The following is a 24,685-nucleotide window of genomic DNA, read 5'->3' on the forward strand; positions in this document are numbered from 1 at the left end:
TGGCTATAATCCTCACCCAATAAAATGCTTCCTCGCATGAACAATTTTATAGTCCTCTGCGTGATATAAAAAATAAACTGACATCAAACGTTCAGCCAGAAATCCGATATATCGTTTCTGATACGCATTCTTCTTCTCCTTACAATGCCTTTCACAATAGGCAAGGATCGGAAATAACCATTCACAATATCGATTGAAGATTTCTTTTCTTGCGATAAGCATGTTGTATCCATAATAAAAATTCCCATTCTGCAGCTCAACAGCCGACGACAAATACTCTGGAGCCAATTTTCTAACAGCCTCTAGCATAATCTCCCAGTCATACTCTATATGATCATGCCTATAGACCTCTCTGACACTCGGAAAATTCAGGATAGGTATCGTCAATACTACATCAATATCTGAACACGCCAAAGCTTTCCGTTCTTTTTCATCCATTTGAAAATGTCTTCGGTAATGGCAAAGTCCGGCATAATCTGAATCATCATTTTTCCAGATCCAATACAGCGCTGTTAACTCGCAGTACTGCTTATTTTTATACGAAATATTTTCCCCAATATTATCCTTCACTTCACAGATCCGCCATTCCGTCAGCGCCGCTCCCGCCTGTATCGGTATTTCCCATGAATAGTTGGAGTGATCCTCTGATAGCAGCTTGTCCATATGCGATCTTACAGTATAAATATGAACCGCAGAACTATGGTCAGGCATAATTTCACGCTTTGAATATTTTTCTTCCGTTCCTGCTAATTCCTCTTCTATGGTGCGATAGATTCTTCCGTTCATCAGTCCATATTCCCTGTAATAATTTCCCTGAAGATCACTCCACAGATCACTTTCAAAAGTCACTGGAATACTGTTGAGAAATCCACGTTCTAGCAATTCCCCTAATATAGAAACGCGATGTCTCTCCATAGTCGCTATTAAGATCTGAGCATCTCTATTGACTTTTTGTTCTGCTTCATCCAGGCTGATTACTGGTATCCCTGTTATGTAACCCTGATTCTCATTCAAATCCGTAACCAAGCAATAATCAATCTTCAATTGATACGGCCTGCCCATCAGGCAGTTAGCGACCTGAACCGCGACAAGACCCGCCCCAAATATCACTAGCTGACTGCTCTCTTTTAACTTTTCCACTATTTTATCTGCGTAATACATGAATTAAACTGCTCCTTCAGCTTTCCTGTCTTCATCATCCTTCAATAAAATGTTTTCTTGCATGGACGATCTTATATTCCTTCTCATGATGCATAAAATAAACCGACATCAAATGCTCTGCCAGAAATCCTATATACCGGTTCTGATAACGATCCTTTTTTTCCTTGCAATGTTCCTCACAATAGAATAAAATCGGAAACAACCATTCACAATATGTCTCCAGAATTTTTCTTCGCATGATAAACATATTATATGCATAATAATATCTCCCTTTCTGCGTCTCTGACAAAGTATCCACATACTCCGGGGAAATCTTACTGACAGCTTCACACATTATTTCCCAGTCATCCCACACATGATCCCTCCGGTACACAGCTTCTACACTGGGGTAATCAAATATTGGTATCGTCAATACCACATCAATATCTGAACCTGCCAATCTCTCCAACTGTTCCCTGGTTACTTCAAAATGTCTTCGATAATGACCAAGCCCAACATAATCTGACTTATCATTTTTCCAGATCCAATATAATGCAGTTAATTCACAATATTGCTTGTTCTTATAAGAAATATGATCTCCTGTATCATCACAGACCTTACAGATTCGCTCCTTCGTCAGTGCTGCTCCCGCCTGGATTGGTATCTCCCACGAATACCTTGTTACATCCTCCTGAAGTTTCCTGTCCATATGACATCTTGTTGTATATACACTCACCCGATTTTGAATCACATCTGTACTCATCAAATAATCTGTCCCATCGCTTCTTATGGAACCTGCACATAATCTTCTCGTCTGACATTCTGACTGATCTTTCACAAATCGCAGTTCTTCTTCCAGTGTCAGATAAGATCGACGCTGTGTCCTGCAATACTCTCTGTAGTGATTCCCCCTGATAAGACTCCACAGATCACTTTCATAGGTAAGCGGTATCAGATGCAGATATCCTTTTTCACACAGACACTCCATCATATATTCCAGATTTTTTTCAATTGCCGCAACCAAAACTGTTGCGTCCTTACTAATCACATTCTCAGCCATTGTGAAATCCATCACCGGAACTCCTTTCACATCTGACGGATTCTTACTTATATCTGATACCAGACAACATTCTATTTGTAACTGGTAAGGTTTTTCAGACAGACATCCGATTACATCCAACGCCATAATCCCTGCTCCAAAGACTACTAACTGTGCACTTTTTTTCAATTCTTCTATGACATTCTTAGCATAATAATACATTGCAATTCCTTACTCTTATAAATTATGATCCCTGTCACAGCTACCGCACTCTACGCTCCAATACATTTTCATAGATATCCATGATTTCACGGACATTTCTCTCCTTTGTGTATGTCTTATGCGCATATTCCTGCCCTGCTCTGGCGATTCTACGGGAAATTTGCGGAAACCGAACCGCCTCTATGATTTTATCTGCCAGCGCTTCCGGATTCCCGGCTTCATAAAGGTAACCGGTCTCCCCCTCCCGGATCAACTCAGGTGTCGCGCCTGAGTCCGAACCTATCACAAGGCATCCTGACATCTGCGCTTCCACCGTTACTCGCCCATAAGGTTCCGCAACACTACACATAAAAGCGATATCCGACTGTGCATAAAGCTCCGATACCTGATCACTTACCCCATAAAATGAAATAAACTCTCCCAATTCATATTCTGTTACTGTCTGTTTCAACTCATTTATATACTTCTCTGTTCCTCTCCCTACCATTGTAAGATGAAAATCAAGGAACCCTTTCTGCTTCAAGATTACACAAGCATCTATCAATTCTTTCTGTCTCTTGTGCCGTATGATTACGCCTACTATGATCATCCGAACGATTTTATGCTGTAAAATATCCCGTTTTATATAAGTCTGTCCTTCCATTTCCACTGTATCATATACCACACTGACATCTTCTTTTCCTTTCAATGGCATAAGACTTCTGATATATTCTGATACCGTTATTACGTGATCCGACTGCCTGATTAATCTCCATCCCCACCGTGGACTAAATATCCGAAATCCCTGATCTTCCATATGTTCTCTTAGGTGCCACACAATCGGGATCCCGCAGTCTCTAGCCGCCAACGCACCGATATATGTATAAGTTGTATTGCAGTGTATGAGATCCACCGAATAATTTTCTATAATTGACCTCAGTTCCTTTTTCGCACTCTGGTTCCGCAACATACCCGCCATAAATTTCATCTTCTCCAACAGATTACGTTCCTTTGCCGTCTCATACCCCCAATCCTGTGACAATACATAAGTATAGGGAATATTTCTCTGAGACAACAGCTGCGCTCCCGCCCCGTAATGAGGAAGAACCACTGCCACTGCCACCTTACTCTTTTGCAACATATCACATAGCTCAACCATACACCGGAAAGCTCCAGATATATTATTGTTATCCGATGCCATGAACAGAATCCTATATTTGGCATTTTCTGCGAATTTCAAAGAATGCTGCATTTTATAATCGGCAATATGATTCTTTGTAAAAACCTGATATAGTTTCTGCGTCACAAACACGATATTTTCAAACCGCAATTCTAGCAAAACCTTTCCAATCTCTTCATGAAGATTCGGCAATGTTGCCACAATAACAACTGCATCTTTCTTGTGCATCACCAATTCATGAATGTCATAGACAGGTAATCCACATAACGCATTTCCCATCCTCGGGTTTTTCTGCCTGTTACTGACAGCAAAACCCATGATTTTCTCACCAAAACCAAGAGAAACAAGCCTGCTTACAGTCAACTCCCCTACCATACCGGCACCATAGATTACAAGATGTGTATTTCCTCTTATCTGACACATCATCTGCCTTTCTGAAAAAATCTCCCGCATCATCCAGTTAAATCCTCGTAATTATAATTTATCGTATACTCAGTCAAATACCCGTATGGGTTGATTCCATAGCACAACACTGTCCGAAATACCTCTATCACATAATTCCGTTCTTATGGTATTCGCCATTTCCTGTTCCTTAACTGCTATCATTACTGCATCATAGTCCTTATCAAATATTTCATCCGGTGAAACTACCGGCAAGCCTTTTTCCTGATAGAAGCAGTAATTCTTATCCACCCACAATATGACCTGATAATGGAATCGTCTTAATTGACTATACGTATCTTGTCCGACCTTCCCCGCGCCATAAAGAATAATCTTCTTATCCTGAAGTCCGCCAGCATCCGCTATATATTCCGGCACATGCGCCTGAGAGCAAAATCCCATATGGCTGTTAATTGCCCTGCAGCTCATAATCATTACCCATCTCTGCAATTGATAAAGCAGGCTTTCTCCCATCCGATGTTTTCTAAAATCCGATTCCAACGCAAGATAAACCTTATTGATATCCATCAGCATACGGCGGTTCACCGCATGCATTGCCGATTCTGGACGGTAACGATAATGGTAATAGCATTGATGTATGATAGAGACAGATTGGCAGTGAAGTAAATATTTGTATAAGAAAACAGAATCTTCTGCAAAGGTAATATCTGAGTCCAATCCTTTATAGATTTCTCTTACCAGTTCACTCCTAAAAATCTTATTCACTCCCCATGGTGTAAGTCTTTGCACACATTCTAAATCTGCATCATAGAGCATAGATTTCAGAAGTTCATCCATCTGCCCTTCACCTCGGTATCTTCCCTCTCGAAATCCATCGTATCTCTCTACCGTTCTGTTCATTGCTTCTTGATAGTATACGCCCGACGTAACCAAATCCGAACTTACTATCTCATTCAAAAGCACTTCTACCATAGCCGGCTCTATCCAATCGTCACCGTCTATAAACATGATATATTTGCCGTCAGCTCCCTCTACTCCTCTGCATCTTGCAGTGACCACTCCTGCATTTTCCTGCCTGATCATCTTAATTCTACTGTCATGCATCGCCATATCTTCACAAATTTCTCCCGAACAATCTACAGAACCGTCATCGACCACAATAATCTCAATCTTCTGGTACGTCTGTCTTTGTATGCTCTCTATACACTTCCTAATATACGGAGCTACATTATATACCGGCACTATAATGCTGACTAATTCCTTCGCACATTGACCTTGCTCCATCAATTCCCTCTCTACAAATCCCTACTCTGCAATTCAATACCCTGCAATTCCTTTAGTACTTTCTTAATCTGATTTAGATACCCATATCCATATCTTATATCCGGCTCCAGGTAATTGCCTTCTCCCCACTCGTTCCACGCATTCAGGAATACATATTCATTTCCCTCCTGTAGGCTTAACTGTATCGTTTTTTTCAGATATTTTCCGAATCTTCTTGGACTGCTCCCTTTCATAATGACTGCCCGGGTATTCCTCCTTGGCGAATCATCAAAATCTACAAACGCCATTCGGAAATGATTTTTCACATGTTCTTTATCGATCATCTTTTCATTTAATTTTCTATAGTCGATGCAGCGCATCGCCAGACGGTTCCATAAAAGTCCTCCAACCTCCCTGGGTTGTAAAACCGGCTTCTCGACTAATAATTCTGCTTTCGTCCGATTCGGTTCGAAGTCAACCGATGCATTCACCCAACGGCTTTTCTCTACATTTTCGCGACACCGGTTCATAGATATGATGAAGATACCTGAGAAGCCGTCTTTTCTGGCACATTCATTCCAATATCGGATCATATCGTTAAAGCGCGGAATATTCCGCAAACGATAAATCATTAAAACCGGTCTATTATCTTCCTTGATATATCTTTTGTCCAAAAAATAAGGACGAAAATATCGATAATGTGCTTCCCATTCTTCCTCCCCGCCATAAATCTGCGGAATCAGTATCTCTTTGTTTCCGCCCGCCCCATGCCAGGTCTTTGTCCATGGCTCATTCGCCCATGAAAAGCAATAATGAAAAGCCATACTCTTATTATTCAAAAGCATCTCTGCCGGCTTTTCCAATACCATGCGACCCCCGAACCAGTAATGATAGAAACAGAAGCCATAGATACCTGCCTTCTTAGCTGTGTCCACCTGTTTTTCCATTACACCATGTTCCAGAAGATCATAATAGTCTTCATTCTGAGGTACCCTAGGCTGATGATGCCCCAGAAATAAAGGCTTAGCCTTTTTTACATTAACCCATTCTGTAAATCCTTTTCCCCACGCATCATTATTCTCAGGGATCTCATGAAATTGCGGCAAATACATTGCAATCAGCCTCATCTTCACACACTCCACACTATCTCTTCCAGAGAAATCACCGGACATTTTACTTTCTTTTCCAACATGTTTTTAATCTCTTCAAATACAGGGTATGGCGTCACCACGATCGCTTCTGTCTCCGGCAATTCATCATCTGGGTAATACACTTCATCTATTCGTGCTATAGAGCAGGATATGTCTTTGTCTATACCATAATCAATCTGGATGGAACTTCCCTGTAAGTCCTCCATCAGCCTGTTCCCGAGTTCTGCCATTCCATAGATAGCAATGTGATGGCAGTCCATATCTTCAAAATAAGAAGCAACACTTTTGCCTTCATTTTTGATCTCTAGCCAATGATTTAAAAGCCAGTAATGAGCCTGGAAACGGTCGATGTTCCATTGAGCCGTTTGCAGCTGCTTGTTTCGGCTGCAATTTACCAGACATGCCGTTACCACACTTCCTAATACAGTACCCAATACGATTATCAGATTCTTACACTTCACCATAATTTCTTCTCCAACTTATAGAACTTCAGTCAAAAAGGAGACCGCCTCTTTTCTCCAACTCCCACATATAGTAATTCTCTACCACATCCGCTTCATCTACCTTGTGTGCATACTGGATAGTTCCAAGATCCACGATCGTACTGTTCATAACCGGATGCTTCAACACTTCTTTTAACTCTGCTTTCGGTGTAATGCCATCCCGCTCCATCATACTAATCTGCTCAAATTCCTCCTGCGAATACGTTCCCCAATTCAGAATTTTTGTAAAGAAAATCTCATCCACTCCTAGTTCCTGTCCCCATTCTACAAACGGGATCATTTCCTTATAATTTTCTTTCTGTACGACAAAATTCATACGAAAATAACTTAATTCCCCGGTTTTGCGAAGTATTGACGCATATTCCATATTTTTTTTTAAAATATCAAAATTTCCATTTCTCCGAATACTTTCATAGGTCTCTTTACTTGCGGCATCAACAGAAACTGTCAACATAATCCTGCTGGTACGCCCCTTCATAAAACGTTCCCAATTCATCTGATTAAAAAGCATACCATTCGACAGTAAACGGATATATTGTGGTTTGCATCCCTCGCATTCATATGCCTCACGATAAGCAGGACTTGCAAACACTTCCCCATTTCCGGCTAAAATAAGAAAACGGCATTGGGGAAGATATTCTCTTTTTACTATTTCAGTAATTTTATTGATTGTTTCCAATTCTTTACCTTTTGCAAAGTAAAGTTCCTTTCTGCACGTACTACAAGCAAGATTACAGGAAGGATCATATCCTAATGCTATAACTTCGGGAGCCGTTCCTAATTTTTTATACGCTCTGTCTTCCTTCTTGCTTTCCTCACGCCCTCTTGCAACAAATAATGGGCACATACTTTTATCGCAGAACGAAAACGTCCGATTCTCAGTTGACAAGCACAATACTCTATGTAATGTTGAATGCCATATTTCTGAAGACCTTTTATCAAGAACATTCCCTAGGTTAGGTCTTACAAATGTCGTACAACAGCATCTGGTATTCCCCTGATCAAGAATCTCTAGGTGATTAAACATTGTGTTGCATTCCAAATGATAATAGGATTTATCAAATATAGTTTTCTTCAACATGTTAGATGGCAAATTAACGACTTTCTGATATCCAACAAAGTCTTTCTCCTCTATGCAGCCATACTCCGAAAGCTGTTTTTGAATTTCCTGATCATCATATACCGCTATAATGACATAATACTTTTTCCAATCCGTAATTTCGTCCGGAGAAAAAACAGGCTTCCCCCAGAACATATCACTTCTTTTATAAGAATCAATAAATCCCGCTACAGGTATCTCTAACCCCTGTCCAAGAAAATAATGACACATCTTCCCCGTTCCCCAAACCAAGATTTTCCTGTCCACAGGAAGCGACATTGAATCTAATTCCCCAAAGAAGTCCTGTTCATATATATAATCCCGTCTATACTGTAACCCATTTTCCTGCAAAATACCTTCCTTCTGCTCTTTTTCAAAGTCACAAATAATTATCTGATCATACAAACAATCCTGTAATGCATCATCGATACTCTTTATCTCATATCCACAAAACCTTTTTGCTTCAATTGTATCATCCATAAAATACAAAATATCTAATTGTTCAAACATATACAGGAAATCTTTAGCAACCCGGTTTACCCCGTAGATTATATATTTCATTTATTGACCTCCTTCTGTCCATTCCACATATCTATTCTGGTATACAAAAATAAGTTTGTACTCCGTATTTTCTTATAATCGGTAATACCTGCTCCTGATTTTTTCGATTTAGACACACCACAATCCCACATTGATCCAACCCTTTGACCTCTGACAGGTACATCACCGGAAGACCTTCAAAATACTCTGTTTTCCTCTGACCATCAGATACTACACATGCCTCTACATTTAACAGCATATCCATATATTTTTTTGCATAATAGCCTGCACCATATATCAAAATCCGGGAATATTTACTGCAGAAGTCTTTCAATGTTCCTGACAAAATCTTTTCTTTCAGTCCACGAAAATCTCGAACCTCTCCATATCCGTTCCTGACCAGAGATATGATTTCTTTCAAATAGTAAGACAAATTTACCTGATTCATAGATGCATAATCCATGCTTTCTGCAATTCCAGAATAATAACCCATATCCTGCGCAAAGTAACTCCAAAGATATGGTGTATAACGATAGTCTTCTTTTTTCAATTTATCAAGCTGCTTCAGTATACTACCTCGAATCCAGAAATCATTCGTTACTCGAAATGGCGGCAGATCTCTGGAAATCGGGCATTTTAAATGTAATTCGTTTGTAATCCTTTCAACAATCTCGTAGTTTCCTTCCCATCCGTATCCTAAATCTCCAAAAAACTCAGCGAAATTCGGTTGCGGAGGTGCAAGAAAACCTAGCCGTCCCTCTTCTTCAAATTTTTCTAGAATCCCCCCAATATGTTCCTCATCTTTAAGGAGATTCTCCCAAATACAATAAAAATAAGACTTACCTGTACAACTTGGCTTAATGTCTGATGTCACATCTGTATCATGCAATACGCATACATAATCGTAATCGGATAATTCAAATAGGTTATAAATTGCTTCATCCAGGCACTTTATGCCATTGATTCCACACTTTTGATATTCACTCAATATATCATCATATTCTGATACCACCGAAATGAAATATTTTATCTCATGCCCCAATTTGTTCAAATATTCTACGATATACTCTACAGCTTCTATGTATGCAGCAAAAATAACGATCGCTATACGCTTCTCTCCAATTTTTTTATATCTTTCAGCCTGCCTGCTTTTTTCAGAAGTAATTATATATTGAAAATGAAGGCTCCTTTGCAAATCTGACATATTCAAAGTCCGGATGATGTTATCCCATATCAACTCAATATCATACTCCGTTTCCTTATCTATGTACTGAATTGCCTGGAACAGGTTCTCCTGCGTCTGATAGTCTAATGTGTTATAAGCAATTTGCTGTTTCTTTAAAAATGGGAAATTTCTTTTTTTAATCAGTTCGTATGATAGCATTGCATATTGCGAATAGTTATTTGCCAAATTAATCTCGGAATTATTGACTCCTATATCTGCCAAAACATCATATGAATAGCCCAACCCACTAAAATATGCCGTAAATTTTTCTTCGTGCTGAGTCACCACATCCCAAAATTCATTATAAAATGGCAGTTCTTCCCAATATTTTCTAAATTCATTACTATGAAGCATAGGCGAACGGATAACCATGAAATAAGACTGAATATATTCCGGAAAACTTCTTGATTCCTCACATTTATATGTGCCCTGACTAGCCAGTCCCCAGAAATCTACCGAATAATCCTCCATTTTCAAAAATATATCTTTCATTGGTATAAAAGGACCAAACAAAGAATCATTCATCAATATTAGCTCGTCATATCTCAAAATTGTATTCCATCCAACTAAACTACAAAGAATTTCTTTAAATCCACCTGCATCAAAACCAATATTTTCCCGAAAAAAAATAATATCCGAATTTTCTTTTAAAATATCTTTACCACATATAAGCTCCGGCATGTTGCATACCGTGATCAAACAATCAACACAAGAATTCAATTCCCGGAGTATATAACCAATATAATCGTCTACTATATTCTGTTTATCATAAATTAAATAAATACATATCCGTTTCATTGAATAATTCCTTCATGCGTATACCAATAGAAAGTACTTAAACAACCTTTGCAATAACCTGATTTAAGTATTTTCTTTCATCCACCATTACAAATGACTGCTTTTCTGAAACTTCGGCAACTAGCTTCCCCGGAATCGAAATTCGTTCTCTTACATCACGCAAATACCATTCATATTCGTTATCTAATTGTCCAATATCAAGAGCTTGATACCCTCTTTGCGCCAAATCATACGCAAGGACAGTCGCAGTCGGTCCAAGCGAAATACATACTAATGAGTTTTTTGACACCTTTTTTAAAACTATACCCAAAATATCCTCATATTTATCCCAGGCATTTTTATATGGACACAAAATACGAAAAATATTAGAAGTACCTTCCATTAGATCATTCCCAATACCTATTCTTGAATATTCTCCTTCTACAATTACCACAGATTTTTTTTCCCATATTTTTTTAAACAACAAAAATATTTCATCCGCATTCTTTTTATTTTTATATATAATATATGGTCTTGTAACATATGTATCATAATAAATTCTATTTTTATCTATTAATTCAAGTATATAGCGTCTTGTATCCCCAAACATATACTCTCTAATTATGTCTGCCGCTTCTTCTTTATACTGTTCGAAATTCCCAAAATTCTGTGCTATAGCTATATTGATTCTATCCGTTTTAGAGACCAATATCTCTTTCAACCTATTTCCCAAGATACTATTGGGCTTCTGAAACCATGGTCTTTCTCGCTGTCGAATTATTTCAAACTCTCCATCCCCAAACCTGCACAAACTACTATTATCTAAAATTATTTTTTTCAGCAACTTTTGTCCGTTTAAAATTTTAGGTGTAAATTTTATTCCCCATTCATATGGTGCGCTATCTAATCGATATTGATATTTTCGATTCTCACACATCAATTCTTCTACTCTCTTGGAACGTTCTACAAAAATATTATTTTTTTCATTTCTTTCCCAATATATTATTATTTTTTCAGAAGGGATATTTAGCCTCTTACATTCATTTAAAATTGATTGATATTTTTTTACTGATATTATTAGATAATCAAATTTTTTTCTGGAGATCTCAATAGGTAAAATTATTGGAATGGGATAAAATAAATCTGTTCCGCATTTTTGTTCATCTTGATCGAAAATCCCTAAAATATTAACATTTTCCTTATCTATCTCATCTATTACTTGTTGAGCATAATAGCCTGCTCCCCACACATATACACACAACATATTGAAACGCTCCTTAAAACATCTGTATAGTACAATGATTTACATTGTGTAAATAATTTCAGCTAAAGATAAAATGCAAGCATTACTTCTTCTTTGTAACTTCAATTTTATTTTGTCATAATCATAAAGCGCAGTAACAATGATTACATCTACAGGTTCTATATTTTCATCCATCGTTTGCGTAAATCTACCTTTAATTTGACGTACATTTTGATCTATAAGATATTTAATTTCAATATTATCACACAATAGATCCTCATATAGATTTTCCCCAATATAACCCATTCCATAGATAGCTACTGAATGGAAACTATTTTCTTTCAAGTAATCACTAACTTTTCTTCTCCGTAACTTATACACCCAAGAATTCATTAGCAGAAACATTTCTAAATACTTGTCTTTTTCACGACAATATGCTATTATTTTTTTGCTTTGAAACGTATTAATTATACATCCTCCACATATTAATCCTAATATATATGCACTAATATTTTTTCCTACCCAATTTTTCATTTATTTTTTCTCTCTTATTTTTTCATTATATGTCAAATATTTCTTGCCATTTAATTACATATGCATTTTTATTCCAATTTTCGCGTATTTTTTTTCTATTATATTGCTTTTTTGCATCACTAAACTCAAAAAGCTCTTTAAATACCATTCCTCTGATTTGCTCAGTAGAATAAACGATACATTGCATTTCTTTTGAGAAAAAATGATGTAACATACTATTTTTACAAAAATATACCTTGCATCCTAACTCCATTAAAACAAAAATATTTCCTAATGCATGTTGCTTTTCAACATCCATTATAACTACATCCATCTTTTGGAGTACACTATAATACTCTTGGCTAGGGATAAATTCTTGCAAAGCTACAAACTTCTCCCCAAAAATCTTTATTCCAACATCAATCACTTGTTTTGCATATTCTGTAATTCCGTAAGATAAAGGCACATATATTTTTATATTTTCTTTTTTATACTTACTCAATAATTTCAATATATTAATATGATTAAACTCTGGATATGCAGAATTCCCAATTTGTATATTTATTGTATCGTTTTCACCTCTTTTTAAAACTTCCATATTCACCAAAGCATTGCGCATCTTTTCATTATCATACATAGCATAAAGCAATTTCCCTTTTGGTCTGTATGCCGCCAAAATATCTTTAATTTCTTCCGGAATAATCGTAACAAGTCCAACTGCATTATTTACTACAAATCTCTTTTTTATATTATCCATCCATTTTCCAGTTAATTTCTTATCTCCTCCCCAAAAATACAATACTAATTTTTTTAAATACTTTTTATTATCAAAAAAAAATTCCATCACAGAGTTGTCTATTACCCAGTGATATATAATTAAATCAAATTTATCTAACTGTACTTTTGTAAATTCCTTTCTTAACTTTATATCTATTTGGGGGAAATACTCCACATTAGAATATTTTAAATATCCATATTCTCCTTCTAAAAATTTATCTCCATGAATCCAAAAAAAATGTGATTCCTTATAAAAATTATTATTGATAAAATTTATGAATTCCTCAGTAAATTTCTCAACTCTAAATATATGTAATATTTTTTTCATTTAGTCACCCATTACATTCAATATAATTAAAATATTGTTACATTACGATATCCTTTACGATTTAAAGCAACAGCACATCTAGCCGCTCCGCAATCACATGTAGAAATTAATGAATCACATTTTGATAAAATATATATCACGCCTAAATAATTCAAATTTTCAAGATATCCATTTCTATTTTCCCTGATTTTTATCTCAGATAATAACAAATCATAATTTTTTTCATCCGAATAATCTATTCTATACTGATCAACACATAATATCTTATCTGCCAAATCACTTGTCATAAATATGTCGTAAATTTGCTGATCTTCTGTAGCAAGAAAAATATTATCGCATCCCCATTCTCCAAAAACTCTTTTAACCTCTTTTAAAAATGTCTTTGGTTCCATTGGTTTTGGTACACCACCCCGTGATGAATTCCAATCTGTCCCTCTTCCCACAACCCCTAAGATTCTTTTTTCTTTATTCCATATTGTTTTCTCATAAAGCTTTTCTATATAAGTTTTCACATCATTTTTTATTATTAAGTACTTATAAAACATCATCTTCCAATCCATAAAGCATTGCTTTTCATATGTATATGGATTATACCAGTCCCACCCTTTATGTGATGAAATTATTACATTTTTGCTTTTATACACCTCTTCAATAGATTCATCACAAACTTGTTCAAAATACATCGTCCATGCATTTTCTCCATTTCCTCCTGTGAATTGATTCATATCACCTCTCACACTAAAGTCGATAACCGGAATGATGTTTCCTGGTTTTTCTTTTACCATTGCTACTTTCATCAAAGCACGCATTATCATATCACCAAGTCCACTAATACCCAAACTATCCTTAATTACATAAAATGTTTTTTCTGGATTTTTATCTCCAAAAGATACTACATCACATCTCCAGAATAGACTTGTCATAACACTCAGAGAACGATATCTTTTAATAATAAAACGCATTTTATTATGCAAAAATTCTTTTTTTGAATCAATTGTCATAATCGTATTTGAAATACAATTTTTATAATTATTGTATAAATCTGCCAAAGAATCAATTATATGCAAATGTGATGTCTCTTGAAAAAACATTTTTGCATTTTCGTCTAGAAAAAACAATTGCTTTGAGGGATATTTTTTCTGTATAATACGTGCAATCTGATAAGTATACTCTTCAAGTGTAAAAAACACATAAACTTCGCATCGACTTAACAATTCGTAATCTATTAACGGATTATTAATATCATAATTCCAAAACTCTTTCACATGACAATGCGATTCAACCTGATTCATTTCCCATTTCAGAAAATAAATTATATTTCCTTTTTCATTCACTACTGGAATAATTTTCCCCCGCTTATCTGTTTCTTTAAAAAATATATTTCTGGCTTCATCAAATATGTCAATATTATGCTTAAGTACCCCCCCCCCCCAAATTTTTTCATTTTTAGTTTTTTTTTACGATTATCATTTTATTTCACCCATTCTGTTACCCATTTTTTTGCATATACAATTCCTCTTCTGAAATCTAGATTTGAATAAATGTTTTCATCAAGATAAAAAAACATATATCCAGAAGACGTCTCCGTCCTATATCCATAAACACTTAAAATATCTTTAATTGCCTCCTCATCTCCACTTTTATGATAACTACATATAGAACATTTTACATCATTATTTAAAAGTACATTTTTTGCTCCTAAAAGTGCTTCTACCTCTGCACCTTCAACATCCATTTTCAAAAAATCTAATCTTCCCATTACAATAGAATCCAAATTCACATTTTTTCCACCATTAATTCGTCCCAAAAACCTGTCACATAATATAACCTTATCTTTAAACTTTTCAAACGTTTTTTGCAATGGTCTTATCCAGCGTTCACTACACTCAAACAAATACGCTTTCGATACCTTTTCAATATATCGTAAAGAAAAATTACCTTCTTGAACGCCAGCATCAACAATTACATCTCCCCTCTCTATTTTTATATCATCTTTTATATATAAATGCGGTGAAGAAAGCTGCTGTTCACAATTTATATCTTTTACCACCTTTTTCCCTTCATATTCTTGAAACTTATAATCATAAGGGAAATACATCTTTTTATCTTCAAACCAAATATATGGCAAATTATCAACACGATCCCAATATACCGTATGTATTTCTTTCTCTTCCTCCACATATTGGTTATAAACACTTATTTCGTTCGTTTCCAAATATTTCAATATTTGTTTTATATCTGAATCTTCTGTATTTTTGTATTTATCCATTAGTAACATTTTCAATAAATATCTTTGATTTTTTATCTTATTTTTATCTATATCGTACCAATATACCAAATTGTCTTTAATAGTGTCAAAATATACATCTGACATTATTATCAATATGTCATAACTATTTTCTAACAGAATACTAGGCGGATACACGCTCCTTCCCCAGAATTCTCCCCATTTCTTAGAATCATTATCTATAAATCCTAAAATTTCTATATTTTTCGAGAAATTATTTACTTGTCTTAATATATTGTCTGCCATACTTCCAGTCCCAAACAAAAATACTTTTATTGCTCCTGACCTTTTTTCCATATCTTCATCCCGATCCCCTCATTTAATCTATCTTTGTTTTCTATGTTTAAGTTTTTCAAAAGTTTAGTCAACATTTTTATACTTATTTTACTTTCTTCATATCTATCTCTATGTACGCGTTCAAAATTCTCCTTCTCTAATAGTACTATTTCTCTTTGAATATCGTCATTGCAAATTACACCTTCCAAATCACTTTGCTTCGTCTTCATTTTTAAAAGCATATTTCCTTTACATGGATATAATAAAAATTCTTCTTCCGACTTATGATACCCACTGAAAAACCATCCCATTGAAGGATCTACTGTTTGTAACTTCCAATCATCCGGATATACAACCAAGTTAATTTTATCTTTCTTTAACATTACAACATTTTCTTCAAAAGCAGGAATCAGATACAAACTATCTTCATGTAAGATTATATATGCATACGGGCAATCCTTTTCGCCTGAATATGTATAAATTAGTTTCTTGTCATCACCGTACAAATCATATTTCCAAATATCACCTTTCCATGATAAAATTAATAATTCTGTTTCACTATACTTTGTAATTCCAGCAACCGTTTCTCTATTTTCCAAAAGCTTAATCCATCTATAAGAATGAATCCTCAAGTCATACTCTAAGATACAATTTCTAAACATACTTGGTAAATATACTTTGCTTTTAATCCGACATCCTTGCATAAAATCTCCATTGGTTTTCCCAAATTTCTGATCCCTGCATATTTCAATCTTTTTATTAACATATTCCTCTTTTTCAATATCAAATACACTTACAATGTTTCCAAACATTGGAAACATAATAATTTCTGTCCCTTGTAAATAAGCTGTTCTGAATTTTGCTTCTAATTCTAATATATTTTGAGGCAATTTCCAATACTTCATTTTCATAGTCTCTGTATCTAAACGAGCCAAATAATCCGAAAACCACGGTATAAAAAATATGTACTTATGATATAACAGGGTTTGATAATATATCTTACTCGCAAAAACATCTGCATGATCAAATATTCCCAAAAACTCCGTATCATTTGATTTCATGTTAATTCTATAGAATCCATTCCACTCTAAAGCACTAAACCACAAATAATTATTATGATATACACCGTCAATAAAATGTACGATTCTTTTTTCTTTATGCAGCATTAATATTCTCCCATTAAGAATTTTCCCAACACGCTATCCTTTATTTACACTACTTACTATTATACTCTAATATATTTTTCAAGAATTTGTGTATCAAACCTTGCATATACCATATCCTGTCCATTTTCATCGTATACATGAAGCGTATTAAATACCCATTCTATTGTTTCTTTCAAATGTTTAAAATTATCACATGATATATCGAATTCTCCAAACCGCTGTTTTACATTATTGTATCTTTCAACAATATCTCCCTCTTTGTATATCTGCGTCATAAATAAAACATTAGGATTCTTTTTGATTTCTTCTAATCCATCAATCCTTACAATCTTTCCCGGTCGTACTGCTGAATATATCATTGCCGTAGCTTTATCTATTTTTGCATTTTTAATCTTCTTTCCTATCTCTAAAGACATATCTCCTGTTAGCGCAAACTTAATAACTAATTCTGTCAAATCAATGCCTGTAACGAATTTATAAATTCTATCATACTCATCTCCAGGCAAACGAATTCCAGGATCGTAAAAACGTACCGTATCTCTATCCATAAGTCCTTGAATAAATACTGGTGCGTTCTTAAGCCCTAAATCTTTTATCATAGAGACTACTTTATCGTTTATTTTATCTCTATACCATTGCTCATGGATAGACGGTTCTATGGATGCTATTGCCAACTTATCAAGTCCACTATATTCATCACCCAGATATCTATCTTCGACTCTTACGAGTATAGGCTCACCCTCAATGACCATATATACTAATTGCAAATCATTTTCAGTCCCCAAATATTTTTCAATGACAATATTTTCTGAGAGGCTTTCTTTCTTTGCAAATCCAATCGCCTTCATAGCCTCTTCATGAGACCAACATATTGTCTGACCTCTAGAGCCTCTGCTGTCACATGGTTTGATAATAATAGGATACTCTATTTTTTTTCCCACTTTTCCTGACTCTATAATATCTTTTTCTTGATATGAAGTGATAACATCAACACCATGCCCTTCACAAAATTGCTTAAACACACTCTTATCTGTCAATATTCTATGTTGCTCATTATTACCAAAACATGGCAACCCTAATCTTTCGCATAGGATACAATATGACTTTTGTGTGATATCTAAATAAGATGCAATAATTCCATCTATATTCTCTTTTTCACACAAGGTAACAAGTTCATCAATATCTGTAACATTATACATGTACCCATAATCCGCAATCTGTTTAGCCGGGGAATATTCATGTTTAAGATAATCTGTTACATAAGTTATAATCCCCATTTTCTTAGCAGTTTCAACAAGTTTAAGATGTTGATGTGCTCCTCCTAAAACTAAAATTTTTTTTCCAATTAATTTTTTATCCATAATTCTGTATTTTGATTTTAACTATTATCAATTCCCTTCCTTCGTTAATACGCATATAAATATAACCTTGTAGGCATTGGGAAATCAAAGCGAAGTGCTATTTTGTAATCTAACTTTAAACCAAAAATCCAGTTTATTGTATCAAATACCCTTACGCCATCATCTGCCGCAACATTTACAACTAAGCGCGGTTTGTTTTTCTTAATACATTCTTCGCACCCCTGCAATACATCTAAAAATAAAAATGGAATACTAATTTTAATCAAGCTGAACATTTCATTTACAAAAAGAGAATCCAACGTCTTCACTTTAACCTCTATTTTTTCCCCATGTTCATCTTTTTCCTCAGAAAAGTATGCCGACTGAGTACTTTCTCTGTCTAAATAAAGAATCCCTTCCTTTTTTCCTACTCCGTATGGATAAAACTCAATATCGCCTTTCCCCTTCATCTTCTGTTTAAGTACAAAAAAACTATTTGGATCCGGTTCTACTGCTGCAATATGACGATACTGTTCTGAAACTTTTTCTAAAAATAATTCAATAGTATCCCCTTCCCACGCTCCTACGTCCAAATACCTTTCAGAATGAGTCAATTTTAATCCTTCAAATCCAAACATACCATCTATACAAAATTCTTTATTCATTAGATATCTTATATCATCCGTTTCATTCACCTTGCAATACGCCTGCAATGCATCACAAGATTGTTTATCAGCCAAATGTACCATAATATTCTCTATGTCGGGCTTATGAGATTCCACATATTTTCCTATTCCTTTCGAACAATATTGTATATAGGGATTTGGAATAATGTAAATTTTATTTATAAATGAATACCTCTCTAATATATTTCTTTTTTCAAAATGACCATGACCTATCACCACATTAATTTTACTTTGTTCATCCTCCAATTTGTCTAATGCATAAATCCTATCTTCTTTTTGAATAATGTGACTCTTCTTTTTATCTTCATTAACAAAAAAACCCTTTACCTCAATTTGTTGTTCCTTTAACCGATTTTCCACTTCTACACTCATTGAACCAGCCCCCCAAATATAAATAGGATATTCTGATTCCCTAAGTTCTAAATAAATCTCTTCTAAAATACTATCTTTTACCAAATCTTTTTCACACATTTTCTAGTCCTCTATTTTTAATTATATTTACAATCCTTCTTATTTCTTTCATTTCCAGTTCCTCATAAAGAGGCATTACCAATATTTTCCTTGAAAGTTCTCTTGCACATACTAATTCAACACTTTTATATTTCTCTCCAAAGCAAGCTTGATCTGCAGTTAATGGATAAAAATATTTTCTCGAATATATACCGTTTTCTCTTAAACATGCATATAATCTATCTCTATCCAATCCATATTCATCTTCAACAACAACTGGAAGATACGCATAATTACTAGTTATTTGTTTATCTCTTGACAACAAACGAATCCCTTTAATTTCTTTTAGATTTATCCAATAAAACTCATAACGTTTTTTTCGTTCTTCAATTATCTTATCAATATATTTTAAATTACACAGTCCCATAACGGCCGCAAATTCATTTAACTTCGCATTTGCTCCAATATCCGTCACCAGTTCTTCTCCTTGGATACCAAAGTTTTTAAGATTATACAATTTTTCATACATTGTATGTTCAGAAAAGGTAACTGCGCCGCCCTCTATTGTGTTATATACTTTCGTTGCATGAAAACTAAAAACAGAAGCATTCCCATAGTTTCCAATTCCTTCCCCCTTATACTTCACACCAAAAGCATGTGCTGCATCATATATAACTTTTAAATTGTATCTTTTTGCAATCTCCTCTATAACTTCCATCTGACATATATTCCCATATACATGAACCGGAACTATCGCTACTGTCTTCTTTGTAATTAATTCTTCTATTTTATTTTCGTCTATTGTTCCATCTTCTATTTTCACATCACAAAATACAGGCCTTAAATGATTTCTTATAATTGCATGTGTTGTAGAAACAAATGTGAATGGTGTTGTAATTACCTCCGCCTCTTTAGGAAAATCAAAAGCCTGAATGGCTAACTCCAACGCCATATGTCCATTTACCATGAGAGAAATCTCTGAAACCTCTAAATATCCTTTTAATCGCTCTTCCAACTCTTGATGAAAGTGTCCCATGTTGGTAATCCAATGACTTTCCCACAATGGTTTGATTGCTTTTACATATTCTTCATAAGGCGGTAAACTTGAACGTGTCACAAACACTTTCTGGTTCATCTTCTCCCTCCACTTTTTAGTCGATACTTCCACTGTTGCTACAACATAATCTTCAATATAACCTAATACTTGCATATTTAAATACCCCGCAAAACACATTGCGGGGTATTTAATTTATTTTGATACCCAACTATTCATTACATATGCACGCTGCAACCTCTTCATCTAAATATTATTCTGAGAATGTTACCGGTGCGCTTGTGATAGATGTACCATCTTTTAAATTAACTGTAATTACTACTGTTTTTCCTGCCAGGTAACTTGGCATCCAATTGCTTGCAAGTGTAAATTCTTTCTTTGCATCTGCAGCATCATCCCATACCCATGTACCATCTGTACCAGAAACTAATGGCCAATCATTTGTTCCGTCATTAAGACTCATAGAACTATACAAAGTACCATCTAAATTTGCAATGCTGATTACACCACTTGTACTTAAGTTAACCTGAGGTCCAGTCACAAACGGATCTTTCACGCTCCAAACTACATTTACAACCGGTGCCGTTTCTGTCAAACCAGACCAATCACCAGCAGCATTACATGCACCTGTCATCTGGAATGTATATGCAGAAAATCCGGCATAATCATCAGCTTTTGCTTCATCTGTCAATACATTTTCATATTTATTATCTGTAGCATTCCACTGAACCTCATACGCATCCTCGGCAGCCGCGTCGATCGTTGCGCTCAGGCTTGCCCCTTCTTCACCTGTAATTGCGGTTTCCGCGTTAGAGTCTTTTAAGGCAAGATAGAGACTGGCATTTGTATCATCTGCAAAACTCTTATCATCACTCATAGTAATGCCATCTATGCTTGCAATCGTTGCTTTTACCTCGACTGCCACATCGCTGCTGCTCTTATTTATTACCTTAAGCGCATCGCTTGTACTGGAATAATCTTTTGCTGCACCTTCCGCGGTGTTTGCGAAAAATAAAGTAGCATTTTCCTCGAATGTTTTTCCTGCATACTTATCTGCTCCCGCCTTTGCAATGAGCCCTTCCGGATCAAGGATATAATTAAATGTAGTATCCCCTGATTCTGGTACACTTGGGAGTACAACACTAAATACATCTGTACTTACAGAACCTTCCAGACCACCTGTTCCAGATGTTCCACCTTCCTGATCCTCCGCCAACGCTACAACAGAACTTCCCATAACCATCGACACTGCCAATCCAGCAGCCAAAATCTTCTTATAATTCCTCATAGTTACCTCCTCATAATTTAAAAATATTTTTCACTATACACTAACAGGATTTTCCAGGCTTTACTGCCCAATGTTAATTGTCAACGTCAGTTTTACCGTACTCATGCTCTCGTCATTTTCATCAAGCAGATGATATGTAACCAGACAATCATAAGTCCCTGCTGGCAGATTGCTGTCTAATGTAATATTTTCCAGATGGCTCCCTACCGGCAGTATCGGCGATTCGAAAATCGTTTCTTCGGTGTCTGTACGTGTAACATCAAAGTAGACCGAATTCGTATTTGCTTCTGCATTTTCTACATACGCATTATCCGATGGGGCGTCCCCACTCGTAAAATTCCATGTAGAATTCATTTTCACCTCATAGGAACCTGCCGGAACGGGATCTTCTAACTGCTCAAGAACCTCGTCCACATTATCTTCATTAACAACAACGTTGCGTCTGACTGGCTCTTCCTTCTTCCCTAGCAGCAGATAGATCACAACTCCCAGCAGCGCCGCAATCACTACAATGCATACTGCAACAGCAATTTTCCCTCCTTTCCTACCTTTATTATTCTCCTTCTGTTCTGACACTTTACAAAACCTCCCATCAGTATAAGCTGATTATTGTAAATTTCAGTTTTATACATAGCGAGCCGCCAGATACTTATTGCGGAACAATTAATCAAACTGAAACATTACAATCTATACTTCATTAGCTATGCATTTAATTAAATAAAATACATATACTTTATTTTTCACTTTTAATATTACAAATCTATTTAAATATTAATAAGGCATATAAACTTGTAAATATCTCTCAACCTTATCCTTATATCCTAATCAAACCGATTCTTCGCCTGATTAGTTTTAATAAGATATATTGGTCATCCCGCCCTCCGGCAGATGATGCAGATCTCTCTGCTTCGCTCCCTGCTACATCATGATATGGCAACCATGCCTCATGTTCGCAAGGTCCTGGCATATCCAATACACGGTTCTCAAGGTTTCCCCTTTTCCCGCCTTCTAACGCCGTCTTAGTGTCTAACGCATTGATCTTTATCAGTTTGGCAAGTTGTCCTGCCTGACTATGATATAAATGCACCAACACACATTTTATATAACAGACATCACGTCCGCTTTATCATGAACCCGCCTCTTAGTCCTCAGGATCGTCTGCAAGACAGGACATTCCCCCTATCCTCAACAATCCCTTCCGGTAAAACCCCGGCTCATCACCAGAGCTTATCTAAATGGCTGTTCTTATGATCCCTTTTATTACCTGGGCAAGCCCCGCAGCGCTCCGCCGCCCTGCCCGCGCTTCTTCACATTCCGCGCCGTATTCACTTTTTCTTCCATCTCATACCCACAAACCGGACAGCTAAACATTCCTTCCGCCTTCGTCCCGATCGCTCCGCACTCACTGCACTCATTGCTGATATCTTTCCCCAGCACTTCCACGATCTCAACCGACTGCTCCTTACACTTCTGCATCAATCGCTTTCGGATATATCCTCTCTGCCACTGACCGACCGTATAATTAATCTTCTTATTATATCCGCCCGCCTGCGGTTTCGGAAGTTTCACAATATAAACCACCTTCGGCTTCTCATCTCTTAAGAACCGGTTCAGCTCCTGATTAATATAACTGTGCAGCTGTTCCTCCAGCCTCCGTTTCTTCGCGTGATATTTCTTACGCCCCGGATTATCCTCTCTATTCCGCCTGTAGCTATTGGTCTGCACCCGAATCCATTCCGAATACTCCAACTGGTATCTCCCCAGTTCTTCTCCATACCGATGCCCTTCATCCGTCGTCATCATCGTATAAAGCCCCACAGCCAAGCCAACCTCACTCTGATAATCCTCATGCCTGTGAACAGTGACATTTACCGGAACCTTAATCTCGACACGGTTCTCCTCTGGATAAAGTTTCATACGCAGCTGGCATTTGTACTGGTTATGATCCGTCAGCGGTATAAAGACCCGCTTTCGCTTCTCCTTGATGGAAATGTAGATCCCATGATCCGCATAACGGTATGCCCTCTCTGTTATGGCAAATACATCTGCCGCGTCCGTATGCAGCTTCACATGGTTTTTCCGTATCTGCCTGCACAGATAGCGGTTCAGCCTGTCTGTATCCACCTGCTTTGCCAACTCGTGATACTGCTTCTGGATCCTTGCCGTCAGTTCAACCGATTTCTGGTTTAGCACCGCTTCAAACGCATTGTTGACTTTCAATAAGAAGCGAAGATAATGCTTCTCATCTTCTGTAAAGCCCTCATTCTTGTTCACCAACTTTACAATCTTGCTCTTCGTCCGCGTCCACTGGCTCTTGATATCTCCCAATGCGTCAAAGACGGCAAGATAGAAATAGACCGCCGGCAGCCCAAGCGTTTCCCGGTAACCGCTTGCTGTCATCTCATTCTGCACGGTATAACCCGGATAAAGCTTCGAGAGGCTTCCAATCCCGCCGAACCGGACATACACGTAGTTCTTAATCTTCCGGTAGTCCTCCGCAATATCCAGAAGCTTTTGCATCTCCTCATCCGGAATCGGCTCTTTATTGTATTGATGAACGGTCTTACATATCTTGTCTGGCGGCATCTTCATTCCCTCATCTGAAAGATTTCGCTTAAAATATCTCTGGAAACCTGGAATTTATAGCCGTTACGTCCAAAACTGACACAATTTACTTCTTCTATAACACCTGTAAAGCCTGTAAATACGGGATTCTTTTGCCGAAACCCATTATCAAAAAGTGTAGTTTTTCGTAAT

At 36.2% G+C, this 24,685-nt stretch carries 20 protein-coding genes; all 20 read right to left on the reverse strand.

Going from position 1 to position 24,685, the window contains the following annotated elements:
- Positions 1 to 12 precede the first annotated feature (12 nt).
- Entirely contained in the window at positions 13 to 1,161 is a 1,149-nt protein-coding gene (locus tag VSQ62_RS25140; RefSeq protein WP_334637512.1) for a DUF4422 domain-containing protein, read from the reverse strand.
- A gap of 34 nt (positions 1,162 to 1,195) precedes the next feature.
- Positions 1,196 to 2,401: a DUF4422 domain-containing protein gene (locus tag VSQ62_RS25145; RefSeq protein WP_334637513.1), complete on the reverse strand. Its 1,206-nt coding sequence runs from the start codon at positions 2,399 to 2,401 to the stop codon at positions 1,196 to 1,198.
- A gap of 40 nt (positions 2,402 to 2,441) precedes the next feature.
- Positions 2,442 to 4,016, reverse strand: coding sequence for a glycosyltransferase (locus tag VSQ62_RS25150; RefSeq protein ID WP_334637514.1), 1,575 nt, complete (start codon positions 4,014 to 4,016; stop codon positions 2,442 to 2,444).
- A gap of 36 nt (positions 4,017 to 4,052) precedes the next feature.
- Positions 4,053 to 5,246, reverse strand: a complete 1,194-nt coding sequence (locus tag VSQ62_RS25155; RefSeq protein ID WP_334637516.1) for a glycosyltransferase family 2 protein — start codon at positions 5,244 to 5,246, stop codon at positions 4,053 to 4,055.
- Between the two features lie 11 nt (positions 5,247 to 5,257).
- A complete protein-coding gene (locus VSQ62_RS25160; protein WP_334637517.1) occupies positions 5,258 to 6,352 on the reverse strand; it encodes a glycosyltransferase WbsX family protein in 1,095 nt (364 codons plus the stop codon).
- 2 nt (positions 6,353 to 6,354) lie between these two features.
- Positions 6,355 to 6,840: a hypothetical protein gene (locus tag VSQ62_RS25165; protein ID WP_016219826.1), complete on the reverse strand. Its 486-nt coding sequence runs from the start codon at positions 6,838 to 6,840 to the stop codon at positions 6,355 to 6,357.
- A gap of 25 nt (positions 6,841 to 6,865) precedes the next feature.
- Positions 6,866 to 8,539 (reverse strand): radical SAM/SPASM domain-containing protein, encoded by a 1,674-nt coding sequence (locus VSQ62_RS25170; protein ID WP_334637519.1) that lies wholly within the window; start codon positions 8,537 to 8,539, stop codon positions 6,866 to 6,868.
- A 31-nt stretch (positions 8,540 to 8,570) separates the two neighbouring features.
- Positions 8,571 to 10,541: a rhamnan synthesis F family protein gene (locus VSQ62_RS25175; RefSeq protein ID WP_334637520.1), complete on the reverse strand. Its 1,971-nt coding sequence runs from the start codon at positions 10,539 to 10,541 to the stop codon at positions 8,571 to 8,573.
- 37 nt (positions 10,542 to 10,578) lie between these two features.
- The gene (locus VSQ62_RS25180) at positions 10,579 to 11,784 is read right to left on the reverse strand and encodes a GT-D fold domain-containing glycosyltransferase (protein WP_016219823.1); all 1,206 of its coding nucleotides are present in this window, start codon (positions 11,782 to 11,784) and stop codon (positions 10,579 to 10,581) included.
- 39 nt (positions 11,785 to 11,823) lie between these two features.
- A complete protein-coding gene (locus tag VSQ62_RS25185) occupies positions 11,824 to 12,297 on the reverse strand; it encodes a hypothetical protein (RefSeq protein WP_016219822.1) in 474 nt (157 codons plus the stop codon).
- 25 nt (positions 12,298 to 12,322) lie between these two features.
- On the reverse strand, positions 12,323 to 13,381 hold the full coding sequence (locus VSQ62_RS25190; RefSeq protein WP_334637521.1) for a TDP-N-acetylfucosamine:lipid II N-acetylfucosaminyltransferase family protein: 1,059 nt from the start codon (positions 13,379 to 13,381) through the stop codon (positions 12,323 to 12,325).
- A gap of 26 nt (positions 13,382 to 13,407) precedes the next feature.
- Positions 13,408 to 14,715: a hypothetical protein gene (locus VSQ62_RS25195; protein ID WP_022746157.1), complete on the reverse strand. Its 1,308-nt coding sequence runs from the start codon at positions 14,713 to 14,715 to the stop codon at positions 13,408 to 13,410.
- 137 nt (positions 14,716 to 14,852) lie between these two features.
- Positions 14,853 to 15,965, reverse strand: coding sequence for an FkbM family methyltransferase (locus VSQ62_RS25200; protein ID WP_334637522.1), 1,113 nt, complete (start codon positions 15,963 to 15,965; stop codon positions 14,853 to 14,855).
- The gene (locus VSQ62_RS25205) at positions 15,941 to 17,110 is read right to left on the reverse strand and encodes a hypothetical protein (RefSeq protein ID WP_334637523.1); all 1,170 of its coding nucleotides are present in this window, start codon (positions 17,108 to 17,110) and stop codon (positions 15,941 to 15,943) included. Before VSQ62_RS25205 ends, VSQ62_RS25200 begins: the two co-directional genes overlap by 25 nt.
- Before the next feature lie 59 nt (positions 17,111 to 17,169).
- Positions 17,170 to 18,471 carry an ATP-binding protein gene (locus tag VSQ62_RS25210; RefSeq protein WP_334637524.1) on the reverse strand — a complete coding sequence of 434 codons (1,302 nt, stop codon included), beginning with the start codon at positions 18,469 to 18,471 and terminating at the stop codon, positions 17,170 to 17,172.
- Positions 18,472 to 18,515: 44 nt separating this feature from the next.
- Positions 18,516 to 19,607, reverse strand: a complete 1,092-nt coding sequence (locus VSQ62_RS25215; protein WP_334637526.1) for an FkbM family methyltransferase — start codon at positions 19,605 to 19,607, stop codon at positions 18,516 to 18,518.
- Entirely contained in the window at positions 19,600 to 20,721 is a 1,122-nt protein-coding gene (locus VSQ62_RS25220; protein WP_022746155.1) for a DegT/DnrJ/EryC1/StrS family aminotransferase, read from the reverse strand. Before VSQ62_RS25220 ends, VSQ62_RS25215 begins: the two co-directional genes overlap by 8 nt.
- A gap of 172 nt (positions 20,722 to 20,893) precedes the next feature.
- A complete protein-coding gene (locus tag VSQ62_RS25225; protein ID WP_334637527.1) occupies positions 20,894 to 21,928 on the reverse strand; it encodes a hypothetical protein in 1,035 nt (344 codons plus the stop codon).
- Positions 21,929 to 21,988: 60 nt separating this feature from the next.
- Complete coding sequence (locus VSQ62_RS25230; RefSeq protein ID WP_016219813.1) at positions 21,989 to 22,504, reverse strand: hypothetical protein; 516 nt, start codon at positions 22,502 to 22,504, stop codon at positions 21,989 to 21,991.
- Between the two features lie 684 nt (positions 22,505 to 23,188).
- Positions 23,189 to 24,514, reverse strand: a complete 1,326-nt coding sequence (locus tag VSQ62_RS25235; RefSeq protein WP_334637528.1) for a zinc ribbon domain-containing protein — start codon at positions 24,512 to 24,514, stop codon at positions 23,189 to 23,191.
- Positions 24,515 to 24,685 lie beyond the last annotated feature (171 nt).

Source organism: Sporofaciens sp. JLR.KK001 (assembly GCF_036941055.1).
Classification (GTDB): Bacteria; Bacillota; Clostridia; order Lachnospirales; family Lachnospiraceae; genus Sporofaciens.

Bases quoted from the DNA above. Each gene is read 5' to 3' on its own strand.
- VSQ62_RS25140 (WP_334637512.1), bottom strand. From the start codon at position 1,161: ATGTATTACGCAGATAAAATAGTGGAAAAGTTAAAAGAGAGCAGTCAG.
- VSQ62_RS25145 (WP_334637513.1), bottom strand. From the start codon at position 2,401: ATGTATTATTATGCTAAGAATGTCATAGAAGAATTGAAAAAAAGTGCA.
- VSQ62_RS25150 (WP_334637514.1), bottom strand. From the start codon at position 4,016: ATGATGCGGGAGATTTTTTCAGAAAGGCAGATGATGTGTCAGATAAGA.
- VSQ62_RS25155 (WP_334637516.1), bottom strand. From the start codon at position 5,246: ATGGAGCAAGGTCAATGTGCGAAGGAATTAGTCAGCATTATAGTGCCG.
- VSQ62_RS25160 (WP_334637517.1), bottom strand. From the start codon at position 6,352: ATGAGGCTGATTGCAATGTATTTGCCGCAATTTCATGAGATCCCTGAG.
- VSQ62_RS25165 (WP_016219826.1), bottom strand. From the start codon at position 6,840: ATGGTGAAGTGTAAGAATCTGATAATCGTATTGGGTACTGTATTAGGA.
- VSQ62_RS25170 (WP_334637519.1), bottom strand. From the start codon at position 8,539: ATGAAATATATAATCTACGGGGTAAACCGGGTTGCTAAAGATTTCCTG.
- VSQ62_RS25175 (WP_334637520.1), bottom strand. From the start codon at position 10,541: ATGAAACGGATATGTATTTATTTAATTTATGATAAACAGAATATAGTA.
- VSQ62_RS25180 (WP_016219823.1), bottom strand. From the start codon at position 11,784: ATGTTGTGTGTATATGTGTGGGGAGCAGGCTATTATGCTCAACAAGTA.
- VSQ62_RS25185 (WP_016219822.1), bottom strand. From the start codon at position 12,297: ATGAAAAATTGGGTAGGAAAAAATATTAGTGCATATATATTAGGATTA.
- VSQ62_RS25190 (WP_334637521.1), bottom strand. From the start codon at position 13,381: ATGAAAAAAATATTACATATATTTAGAGTTGAGAAATTTACTGAGGAA.
- VSQ62_RS25200 (WP_334637522.1), bottom strand. From the start codon at position 15,965: ATGGAAAAAAGGTCAGGAGCAATAAAAGTATTTTTGTTTGGGACTGGA.
- VSQ62_RS25205 (WP_334637523.1), bottom strand. From the start codon at position 17,110: ATGCTGCATAAAGAAAAAAGAATCGTACATTTTATTGACGGTGTATAT.
- VSQ62_RS25210 (WP_334637524.1), bottom strand. From the start codon at position 18,471: ATGGATAAAAAATTAATTGGAAAAAAAATTTTAGTTTTAGGAGGAGCA.
- VSQ62_RS25215 (WP_334637526.1), bottom strand. From the start codon at position 19,607: ATGTGTGAAAAAGATTTGGTAAAAGATAGTATTTTAGAAGAGATTTAT.
- VSQ62_RS25220 (WP_022746155.1), bottom strand. From the start codon at position 20,721: ATGAACCAGAAAGTGTTTGTGACACGTTCAAGTTTACCGCCTTATGAA.
- VSQ62_RS25225 (WP_334637527.1), bottom strand. From the start codon at position 21,928: ATGAGGAATTATAAGAAGATTTTGGCTGCTGGATTGGCAGTGTCGATG.
- VSQ62_RS25235 (WP_334637528.1), bottom strand. From the start codon at position 24,514: ATGCCGCCAGACAAGATATGTAAGACCGTTCATCAATACAATAAAGAG.